Origin of the sequence: Longimicrobium sp. (assembly GCF_036399935.1) — a bacterium.
In the GTDB taxonomy this organism is placed as follows: Bacteria; Gemmatimonadota; Gemmatimonadetes; order Longimicrobiales; family Longimicrobiaceae; genus Longimicrobium.
This window is the reverse complement of record NZ_DASWMD010000082.1, coordinates 1-9,609: the sequence shown is the minus strand read 5'-3', so window position 1 is coordinate 9,609 and position 9,609 is coordinate 1. Positions and strand designations below refer to the sequence as shown.

Below are 9,609 nucleotides of genomic sequence, written 5' to 3'. Positions count from 1 at the left end.
GTGCGGCGGGCGCGGCCCCTGCGTAGGTTCCCGCATATGACGCAGGGACGAAACCGGCTGATCGGAACGTTATTCGTGGCCATCGCGGCCACGCTGTGGGGGCTGATGGGCCCCGTCACGCGCACCGCCCTGGCCGAGGGGCTGCACCCGCTGGAGGTGGCGCTGTGGCGCGCGCTGATCGGTGCCGCCTTCTTCGCCGTGCACGCCGCCGTCACCCGCAAGGTGCACATCGACCGCGGCGACCGGCTGATGGTGGCGGCGTTCGGCGTGGTGGGCGTTGCGGGGCTGCTGGCGTCGTACTCGCAGGCGGTTGACGCGGGCGGGGCCGCGCTGGCGGCCATCCTGCTGTACACGGCGCCGGTGTGGGTGGCGCTGCTCTCCGCCGCGTTCCTGGGCGAGCGGATCACCCGCCGCGTGGTGCTCGCGCTGGCCCTGGCGACCGCCGGCGTGGCGGGAATCGCCCTCTCCGGCGGCGGGGGAATCCGGATCACCCCCGCGGCGCTGGGGTGGGGGCTGCTTTCGAGCGTCGCCTACGCCATGTACTACCTGTTCGGCAAGCGCTACTTCGAACGCTACACCACCGCCACGCTCTTCATCTACGCGCTCCCCATCGGCGCGCTCACCTTTCTGCCCTTCGTAGACTTCCGCCCCAAGTCCGGCACCGCGTGGGCCGCGCTGGTGTTCCTGGGCGCGGTGCCCACCTACACCTCGTACGTGTTCTACAGCGCCGGGCTCAAGCGCATCGAGGCCACGCGCGCGGCCACCGTGGCCACCGTAGAGCCGGTCGTCGCGGCCATCGGGGCGTACTTCCTGTGGAACGAGCGGCTGAGCCCCGTGGGCTACGCCTGCGCCGCCATCGTCCTCCTGGGCGTCCTGCTGATGGTGGCCGGGCCGTCACGCACCACCCAGGACGAGCCGCCTCACCCCTGAGCGGCGCGGCGCCCGGTGCGCCCCCGGGGTGCCACGCGAGCCCGCACGGGCCGGGGCACGGCGGGCGCCGGAACGTCGGCCGCCAGCACGGCCCCCACCTCCCGCGGCGTGGCCCCCATCGCCAGCATCGCGCGGATCAGCCGGTCCAGCGACACCGAGGGATCGGCCGCCTCCATCTTGGCCACGCGCGACTGGCTGGATTCCAGCAGCTCGGCCAGGCGCTGCTGGGTAAGCCCCATCGCCAGCCGGCGGGCGCGCACCGCGTTGGAGAGCGCGATCATGAGTTCCACGTACGCCGCCTCGGCGGCGGTGAGGCCGAACAGCTCCTGGACGTCGGTCTCTGCCCAGCCCTGTTCCTCCAGCTGCTTCTGCTTGCGAGCGTTCATCAGTTCTCCTCCTGGCTTGCGTCGTACCGTCTGAGCCGCTTCCTGCACACTTCCCGCACCAGCACCGGCGTTTGTTGCGTGGCCTTTTGAAAGATGTCGACGACCACCACGGCGTCGGGATCGATGCGATAGACGATCCGCCAGCTCTTGTCCTCGTCGACGATGCGCAGCTCGTGGCACCGCGCCCCGATGCTGGGCATGGGCCTGGACCGCGGCATGCCGAGCATGCGACCCTCCTGCAGGGCCCGGATGAGGGTACCGGCCTCTCGCCGCGCGCTGGCCGAGAACGGCGGCGTCATGATCCGGCCCGACAGCACCACCAGGCGCTTTCCCGCCGCCCCCGACCTTTCAATCATATGTCACATCCGACATCTGCGCAAGGGCCTTCTTCGCCGCGACGGCCCACCCGCGCGTTCCGTATTTCCACCAGCGGCGCGGGAGAACGCTACGCAAGTGCACGGAGTACACGCCAGGGGGAGCCGAAAATCAGTCGCGGCGCTGGCGCGTCCGGAGCGGACATTGAGAGACAGCGGCGCGGAACCCCAGCAGCGGCGCGGGCGCTGACGGGCTATCCGCTCCCGCCACAGGTCGCACGCAGATGCGAAAACGCTCCCCGGTGGACCGAGTCCGCCGGGGAGCGCCGTCTGTGAAAGCCTCCGAAGTCAGCCGCCGATGCCCGCGCGGGCCTCCTCCAGCAGGTCCCGCAGCGTCGCCAAACGCTCGGGTCCCAGGTGGGCCAGCTGCCTCACGTGCAGTTCGCGCATCGAGTCATCCAGCGGCGCGATCATCTCCAGCCCCGCCGGGCTGATGCGGGTCCACACCACGCGCCGGTCGTGCGTGCACCGCCACCGCTCCACCAGCCCCCGCTTTTCCAGGCGGTCGATCAGCCGCGTGACGTCCGGGTCGCGGGTGATCATCCGTTCCGCGATCTCTCCAGCCGTGAGCCCCGACTCGCCCGCGCCGCGCAAAATGCGGAGCACGTTGTACTGCGTGGGCCGCAGGTCGTGCTGACGCAGCAGCTCGGCGATCTCGCCCGACAGTGCCTCGTGCGTGCGTGCCAGGTTGAGGAAGATTTCCTCTTCCAGGCTGTCGATGGGCTTCGACTGCTTCAGTTCTTCCTGGATGCGCCCAGCCATGGGTCTCCCGCGGTTCGAGTGCACCCCAAGTAGATGCGTTACAACAGATATCGTCAAGTGCACGTTCCCGGTGGATACACCGCCAGAGCGAGAACGTCCCCCGGGAATGCGACGAGGCGCGGGGGATCGCCTCCCCCGCGCCTCGCCGTTCCACCCGCGACGAGCCGTTACGGCGCGGCGGGACGCACCCGGTAGACGCGGCCGTCGTGGACCACCGCCACCTGCTCACCCAGGCTGAAGTAGCGGGCCAGCTCGGGGGTGCGCGCCACCATGTCGAAGTACGCCGGCGTGCCGAACTCCAGCGCCGTCTCCGGCAGGCGCGTATCGGCCTTGATCTCGGCGTCGGTCCACACGCCGGCGCGCAGGTAGAACGTCTTGTCACCGACGCGCTGCATGCCGCCCTCCGCACCGGTCACGACTACGTCCTCCAGCGCGACCGCCTCCTGCTGCCGGCGCGATTCCCGGCTCTGCTCCACGGCCCCGCGGCCCGTCGTCGCCGACGGATCCCACTGGGGGGCCGCGGGCGGGGGAGGCGGCGGCGACATCGCGGGCGGCGGCGGGGGAGGCGACGCGGGTGCCGGCCTGCCGCCCCTGCGGTCCCGCCGCGTCGGGGGAGCCGATACAGGCGCGCTTTCGAGCACCACACCGGGCGCCACCCCGCCCGCGCGGCCGTTCCCGGAAAAGTCCTCCGGGCGGGTTTGCGCCCCCGGCTCCAGCGCCAGGAACGAGGTGTACGGCGTGACGATGCCATAGCGGGTGCCCAGGTCCACCACCTCGTCCACCAGCTCGCGATTCTCGCCGTTGCTGCGGATCTGCTCCATCAGCCAGCCCACGCGCCGCGTGGCCCACAAGCGGGGAAGGAACTCGTGCCGCTCGTCGCGCCGCGGAAAGCGCAGCCCGGGATAGGTGAACGTCTGCGTGGGTGACGCGTTGCCGCTCAGCCGCAGGGTGACGTTGGCCAGGTCCTGCTCGTTGCGGTAGCGGCCCACCAGCGCCACCTGCGTGCCCTTGAACAGGTCCGGCAGGGCGCGCGGATACACCAGGTCCGTGCGCACCTGGCCCATGTCCAGGCGCAGGTTGGTGAGCACGGGATGGTTCACCTTGTCGAAGAAGGCCGAGACCTTCACCTCGATGTCCTCGTTGGGCGCCACGTAATCGGCGGTGCCGCCGTTCTCGGCCGCCACGCGGTCCAGCAGCCGCGTGTTGACGTCGTACCCCACGCCGAAGGTGAACAGCCGCACGCCGTCCGTGCGCGCGCGCTCCACGTTGCGGATGATCTGGTCCACGTCCGTCACGCCGACGGTCGGCAGCCCGTCGGTCATGAACACCAGCAGCCGCGGCCGGGTGGACGTGCGCGGAAACTGCCGCAGCCCCTCCGTCAGCGCGTCGTTGATGTTGGTGCCGCCGCGCGCCTGCAGCCCCTGTACGAAGCGGGCGCCGCGCGCGCGTCCGGCCTGGTCGGCGGCGATCAGCCCCTCTTCCATCAGCCGGGTTTCGCCCGAGAACGCCACCACGTTGTAGCGGTCGCCGGGGTTCAGGCCGCGGATGCCGTAGGCCAGCGCCCGCCGCGCCTCCTCCATCTTCCCCGCCTCCTCCATCGACCCGCTGACGTCCACCACGAAGACCACGTCCTTGGCGGGGTATTCGCGGCGCTGCGACTCGGAGGTAGGCGAAAGCAGGAGCAGAAAGTAGCCGTCCTTGCCCGGCTCACGGTAGGTGAACAGCGACATCCCCACCTCGGCCTCGGAGAGCGAGTAGAAGAGCTGAAAGTCGCGCCGCTCCGAGCGCGGCCCCTGCTCGAAGCTCACCCGCGCGTCCGCGCCGCCCTGCCGGCGCACGTCTACCTGGTGGCTCGGCGAGTACACCGTCCGCAGCCCGCCGCGCGCGGCGATCCTCACCTCGCCCGTCAGCCGCTCCACCCGCGCCGCGTTGCGGCCGATGCCCAGCGGGTAGCGGTATCCCACGCTGCCGTTCTCGGCGCGCAGCACCTGCGTGTACGTGAGCTCCAGCTTCTTGGTGCCCCGCGCGGGGATGGGAAAGATGCGCGCCTGGAACAGGTTCTGGCCCGCGTACTCCAACAGCCCGGGGTCTCGCACGCGGCGGACGATCTCCTCGTAGATGCGCCGGGCCTCGTCGCGCGGCCGCACCTCGCCCTCCAGCCGCCGGTTGCCGTCCCAGATGGCGAACTCGGTGATGGACGCGTCCTCGGGAAGCGGAAAGAAGTACGTGCCCTCCATCACCTGGTCGTGCTCGTTCCGGAACACCTGGGTGACGTGCGTGGTGGCCACCTGCCCTTGGATGGTGGTCTGGAACGAGACGGATTCTACCGGGATGCTGGGAAAGCGCTCCGGCTGGGGCCTCGGACGGCGGCAGTCGGGGCAGGGCCCGGGAACGATGATCCCCTGCGCCGCGCCAGGGGCGGCCGCGCCCAGCAGCACCAGGGTGATCAGGAGGGATGGAATGCGCATGGATCCTCGGACGGGCGGGTGATGGCGGATCGGTGGGCACTCCGTTGTACTCGCGCGACCCCGGGCCGGGTTCCGTCGTCGGGCGAGTGCGTGAGTGCGTGAGTGCGTGAGTGCGTGAGTGCGTGAGTGCGTGAGTGCGAAGGTGAACGTCCGGGCGGCGGCCGGTCTGACCGGACGAGGGCTCCAGACGACAGAAAGCCCCCTCGCGGATGGACGAGGGGGCTTTCGGTGCGAGGCGGGGTGCGTCAGGCGCTGGCGTGCACCAGGCCGACGAGCTCTTCCGCCACGTGCACGCCGGCGACCTCGGCCACGGCGGTGCTGTCGGGCAGCCCCGGGCCGCCGATGACGATCTCCGTCTCCGGCGGCGCCATGTCGCGAAGCTCGCGCACCAGCCGGCGGAACTCGACCGTCCCCATCTGGTTGACCACCGAGGTGCACAGCAGCGCCGGGCGCCGGCTCTGCACCACGCGCTGGATTTCGTCCATCGGCAGGTCAACGCCCAGGTACAGCACCCGCCACCCGCGCGTCGCCAGGTTGATGCAGATGCCCATCAGCCCGAACTCGTGCCGCTCGCCCGCCAGCCCCACGCACACCGCCTCGGGGCCGCGCGCCGTGCCGGTGTCCAGGTCTTCCATGATCCCCGCCAGCTTTTCGCGGATGATGGCGCTGGCGAAGTGCTCCTCGGCCACCCCGATCTCCGCGCACCCCCACAGGTCGCCCACCTCGCGCACCAGCGGAAGCAGCACCTCCTCCACCCGGCGCACCGGCGGCAGGTTGGAGATGGAGTCGTACGCCTCGAGCGCGCCGCGGCGGTCGAACGCCAGCAGCGCCTCGAGCATGCGCGCTCGCGCCTCGCGCACGGACGGCCCCGTGCCATCCGCCGGAAGCGGCTCGGAGCCGCGGCGCACGCGCGTGATGGCCTCGCCGATCGTCAGCCCCTCGTCTACCAGGGCCTTGATCCGCGACAGCATGGCCACGTCTTCGTCCGTGTACAAGCGGTAGCCGGAGCCGGTGCGGTCCGGCGCCACCAGCCCGTAGCGGCGCTCCCAGGCCCGCAGCGTGGCCGGGTTGATGCCCGTCAGGTGGGCGACTCGCTTGATGCGATAGGTCATACGACGTCCCTCGATCGAAAAGCCGGGTGCTGCCGCGCGAAGCGGGCGGCGGCACGCAGGGCACGGGCCACTCACACAAACTACTTCCGAACCGCCGAGGTCGTCACCCGGCAGGACTTCTGCACAGATTGGAATCTCGTTGGACAGGGCTTGCCTGGCAAGGCGTGCAAATCGCGAATTCCGTCCGATGCACGTCGCGTGGTCCAACTTGCGTATGCTCAAGTGGGGCGGGCGCTTGCCTGGCGTAGCCCACGTCCGCGACCCTGCACTATTTTGGGTGTAAGATCGGGCCGCATGTTACTCGTTAAGGCCCGTCAGGAGCGGCAGGGTTGATGGCCTGCGGGATACTTTGTCCGACACCGAGGGATCGATGGAGAACCGGTTCGAGTTCGATGGGGGCGAAGTGCGGGCGCTGCTCGACGAATCGCACGCAGCTCGCGAGCGCCTGATGACCGAGGCGCAACGGCTGATCGCGGCCGGCATAGACCTGGCCGCCGATCCCGGCCAGTGGGACGGCGAGGTGAACCACCCCGGCACCGGTGCGCCCCCCGGGCTGTGGCTGATGAACGACCACGGCGTGTACCTGCGCAGCAACGCCAGGAAGCGCGAGGCCGGCAGCGTGGCGTACGCCGCCGGCTTTCGCTCCGGCGTGCAGGTGGGCGACGAGCCCATGCGCGAGTTCCTGGACGGCGCCCAGCTGGCGCCGGTGCAGGCCGGCGACACGCTGGTCGTGACCGTTACCGAGCAGAAGCTGCGGCTTTCGCTGCGCCGCCCCGGGTAGCGCCGGCGGTCAGCGGGCCAGCGCGGGGGTGCCCTGCTGCTGTTTGTGAAGGGCGATGGTCGCCATCAGCGCGCGGTACGACATGCCCGTGAACACCACCCACAGCACGATGCGCCCGATGAAGAAGGAGCCTCCGAAGAGCTCCAGCACCTGCATGAGGACCGTGAGGGCCGAGAACGCCAGCAGCAGGCCCGCGGCCACGCGGCTGTGCATCTCCTTCAGCGCGAACGCCAGCGCGCCCACGATCACCCCGTCCGCGTACCAGTACTGCCCCACCACGTCCCGGAGCACGTAGCCGAACACCAGGGTGAAGCCCGCCACCCAGAAGAACCGCGTCGCCGCCACGTCGATGGCATCGATGGCGTCCTGGTTGTCGGCGGCCCGCGCCTGCGTGGCGTACGCGGGCCCGGCCAGCGCCGCCGCGTTGGTGGTGCTGGGGGATGCGAAGTACGCGAACGGGTCCGCGGACGTCTTCGCGGGCTCGCGATGCGTCAGGTGCTCGCCGTCGGGAAGCGCCACCCACTGCACCACGGGGTTCAGGATCCCGCAATGCGGGCACGATCTGGCGCTGGCGGCGGCCGGCTGGCCGCAGTCACGGCAGGGCTTCATGGGGAAGGGACTTGACGGGTGTATGGCGGGGAATTCGGTAAACAAAATGCGTAATTTCCCGCATCGGCGCAAGGGTTTCAGCGCCGCCCCAGCCCCGCCGCCCTCCACACCCACCAGATGAGCACCAGCTGAAGCGGAAGCCGCAGCAGGAGCAGCGTCACGCGCAGCAGGGGGTCGCCCGACGCCCGCGCGTCGGCGTACATCTGCAGGTTGGCGGGCCACACCGCCACCAGCAGCAGCACCAGCCCCCACCCCGCGGCGCGGCGCAGCCTGGGCACGCACAGCCCCACGCCGCCCGCCAGCTGGCAGACGCCGCTCACCATCACCAGCTCGCGCGGCCACGGCAGGTACGGCGGCATCACGCGGACGTACATGTCGGTGATGGCGAAGTGAAGCACGCCGGCCACCACGAAGATCGCCGCCAGCACCATCCGCGACGTGCCAGCGGAAACCCCGATTTGCATCCGTTCCCGTTGTCGCAGCGTCCGCTGATCAGGGCCGCGTGCATGCGCACGAGCCGGGCCGCTGGCATGCTCGGTGCGCGCCGCGCGCCCGACATCCACCGAAGGGAGAGGGCGAGCGATGCTGGGACGAGCGAAGGGCGGGGACGATGCGGCGGCCGTGGAGGCGGTGCGCCGGGCGGCGGTTCCACTGTACGGCGGCGAGAGCGACTGGGACGCGCTGCTGGAGCTGGTGGGCGATGCGCGCTTCGTGCTGCTGGGCGAGGCCACGCACGGCACCCACGAGTTCTACCGTGCCCGTGCGGAGATCACGAAGCGGCTGATCCGCGAAAAGGGGTTCACCGCCGTGGCCGTGGAGGCCGACTGGCCCGACGCCTACCGCGTGAACCGCTACGTGCGCGGCGCCGGCGGCGACGCCACCCCAGACGAGGCGCTCGGCGGATTCCAGCGCTTTCCCCAGTGGATGTGGCGCAACGACGACGTGGTGGAGCTCGTCGCCTGGCTGCGGGAGCACAACCGGTCGCTGCCTGCGGATGCCACGCGTGTCGGGTTCTACGGGCTGGACCTGTACTCCATGTTCGCTTCCATCGAGGCCGTCATCCGCTACCTGGACGAGGTAGACCCGGAGGGCGCCCGGCGCGCGCGCCAGCGCTACGGGTGCTTCCATCGCGCGGGCGGCGGCGACCCGCAGTCGTACGGGTACGCGGCGCAGCTGGGCATCACCCCGACGTGCGAGGAGCAGGCGGTACGCCAGCTTCACGAGTTGCGCGAGCGGGCGTCCGGGATGGCGGGAGAGGAGGGCGGCCTGGCGGGGGACGAACACTTCTACGCCGAGCAGAACGCGCGGCTGGTGAAGAACGCCGAGGAGTACTACCGCAGCATGTTCGCCGCGCGCGTGTCCAGCTGGAACCTGCGCGACTGCCACATGGCCGACACGCTGGACGCCCTCTGCGGCCACTTCGAATCCAGGGGCGTCCCGCCCAAGGTGGTCGTCTGGGAGCACAACTCCCACCTGGGCGACGCGCGGGCCACGGAGATGGGGCGCGACGGCGAGTGGAACGTGGGCCAGCTGGTGCGCGAGCGGCACGGCGACGAGGCGCGGCTGATCGGGTTCAGCACGTACACGGGCACGGTGACCGCGGCCAGCGAGTGGGACGCCCCGGCGGAGCGAAAGCGGGTGCGGCCGGGGATGGAGGGGAGCTACGAGCGCCTGTTCCACCAGGCGGGCATCCCCGACTTCTTCCTCCCCCTGCGCGGCGGCGGCCCCGCGGCCCACGCGCTGCGCACCTCGCGGCTGGAGCGCGCCATCGGCGTGATCTACGCACCCGAGACGGAGCGCTGGAGCCACTACTTTCACGCGGAGATCGCGGACCAGTTCGACGCGGTGATCCACTACGACGAAACCCGCGCCCTGCGGCCGCTGGAGCCCACGCCCGGCTGGGAATCCGCCGAGCCGCCGGAGACGTATCCATCTGGCCTGTGAGGGAATAGGGAATCGGGGAATAGGAGGCCTGGACGAGCACCATGCCTCAACCGCGCATCTTTTTGTCGGTGTCGATGGGGCAGGCAGGTTCGGTGCTCGGGCCTGAGCAACCGGGTTGATCGCTGACACTTTAAACCGGGAGGATCGTTGACAACTCCTCACGGTGATGACGCTAGTCCAGTCATCCCTGATGTCTCTTGTCCTCCCCCCTTGGGAGGCGTAAGCAGCCGCGAAGCGGAATGA

General features: G+C 70.5%; 10 protein-coding genes. 3 read left to right on the top strand and 7 right to left on the bottom strand.

What is annotated here, in order from left to right; genetic code table 11:
• Positions 1 to 36 precede the first annotated feature (36 nt).
• Positions 37 to 930 (top strand): DMT family transporter, encoded by an 894-nt coding sequence (locus VGB24_RS24490; RefSeq protein WP_331075563.1) that lies wholly within the window; start codon positions 37 to 39, stop codon positions 928 to 930.
• Here the strand turns inward: VGB24_RS24490 and VGB24_RS24485 are convergent.
• The 5 genes from VGB24_RS24485 to VGB24_RS24465 all read right to left on the bottom strand — a co-directional run bounded on the left by VGB24_RS24485 (position 921) and on the right by VGB24_RS24465 (position 6,032).
• The gene (locus tag VGB24_RS24485; protein ID WP_331075562.1) at positions 921 to 1,316 is read right to left on the bottom strand and encodes a helix-turn-helix domain-containing protein; all 396 of its coding nucleotides are present in this window, start codon (positions 1,314 to 1,316) and stop codon (positions 921 to 923) included. The two genes, VGB24_RS24490 and VGB24_RS24485, sit on opposite strands and share 10 nt — an antisense overlap.
• On the bottom strand, positions 1,316 to 1,672 hold the full coding sequence (locus VGB24_RS24480) for a type II toxin-antitoxin system RelE/ParE family toxin (protein ID WP_331075561.1): 357 nt from the start codon (positions 1,670 to 1,672) through the stop codon (positions 1,316 to 1,318). Before VGB24_RS24480 ends, VGB24_RS24485 begins: the two co-directional genes overlap by 1 nt.
• A gap of 306 nt (positions 1,673 to 1,978) precedes the next feature.
• Positions 1,979 to 2,452 (bottom strand): MarR family winged helix-turn-helix transcriptional regulator, encoded by a 474-nt coding sequence (locus VGB24_RS24475; protein ID WP_331075560.1) that lies wholly within the window; start codon positions 2,450 to 2,452, stop codon positions 1,979 to 1,981.
• A gap of 167 nt (positions 2,453 to 2,619) precedes the next feature.
• A complete protein-coding gene (locus tag VGB24_RS24470) occupies positions 2,620 to 4,920 on the bottom strand; it encodes a VIT and VWA domain-containing protein (protein ID WP_331075559.1) in 2,301 nt (766 codons plus the stop codon).
• Positions 4,921 to 5,165: 245 nt separating this feature from the next.
• Positions 5,166 to 6,032 carry a MerR family transcriptional regulator gene (locus tag VGB24_RS24465; protein WP_331075558.1) on the bottom strand — a complete coding sequence of 289 codons (867 nt, stop codon included), beginning with the start codon at positions 6,030 to 6,032 and terminating at the stop codon, positions 5,166 to 5,168.
• 370 nt (positions 6,033 to 6,402) lie between these two features.
• On the opposite strand from VGB24_RS24465, the gene VGB24_RS24460 reads away from it, so the two are divergent.
• On the top strand, positions 6,403 to 6,813 hold the full coding sequence (locus VGB24_RS24460; RefSeq protein WP_331075557.1) for a hypothetical protein: 411 nt from the start codon (positions 6,403 to 6,405) through the stop codon (positions 6,811 to 6,813).
• 9 nt (positions 6,814 to 6,822) lie between these two features.
• Here VGB24_RS24460 and VGB24_RS24455 read toward each other — a convergent pair whose 3' ends face one another.
• Together VGB24_RS24455 and VGB24_RS24450 are read right to left on the bottom strand one after the other, a co-directional pair.
• Positions 6,823 to 7,422 (bottom strand): hypothetical protein, encoded by a 600-nt coding sequence (locus tag VGB24_RS24455; RefSeq protein WP_331075556.1) that lies wholly within the window; start codon positions 7,420 to 7,422, stop codon positions 6,823 to 6,825.
• Between the two features lie 77 nt (positions 7,423 to 7,499).
• The gene (locus VGB24_RS24450) at positions 7,500 to 7,886 is read right to left on the bottom strand and encodes a DoxX family protein (protein WP_331075555.1); all 387 of its coding nucleotides are present in this window, start codon (positions 7,884 to 7,886) and stop codon (positions 7,500 to 7,502) included.
• Positions 7,887 to 8,004: 118 nt separating this feature from the next.
• Between VGB24_RS24450 and VGB24_RS24445 the strand changes: the two genes are divergently transcribed.
• Positions 8,005 to 9,366: an erythromycin esterase family protein gene (locus VGB24_RS24445; protein WP_331075554.1), complete on the top strand. Its 1,362-nt coding sequence runs from the start codon at positions 8,005 to 8,007 to the stop codon at positions 9,364 to 9,366.
• Positions 9,367 to 9,609 lie beyond the last annotated feature (243 nt).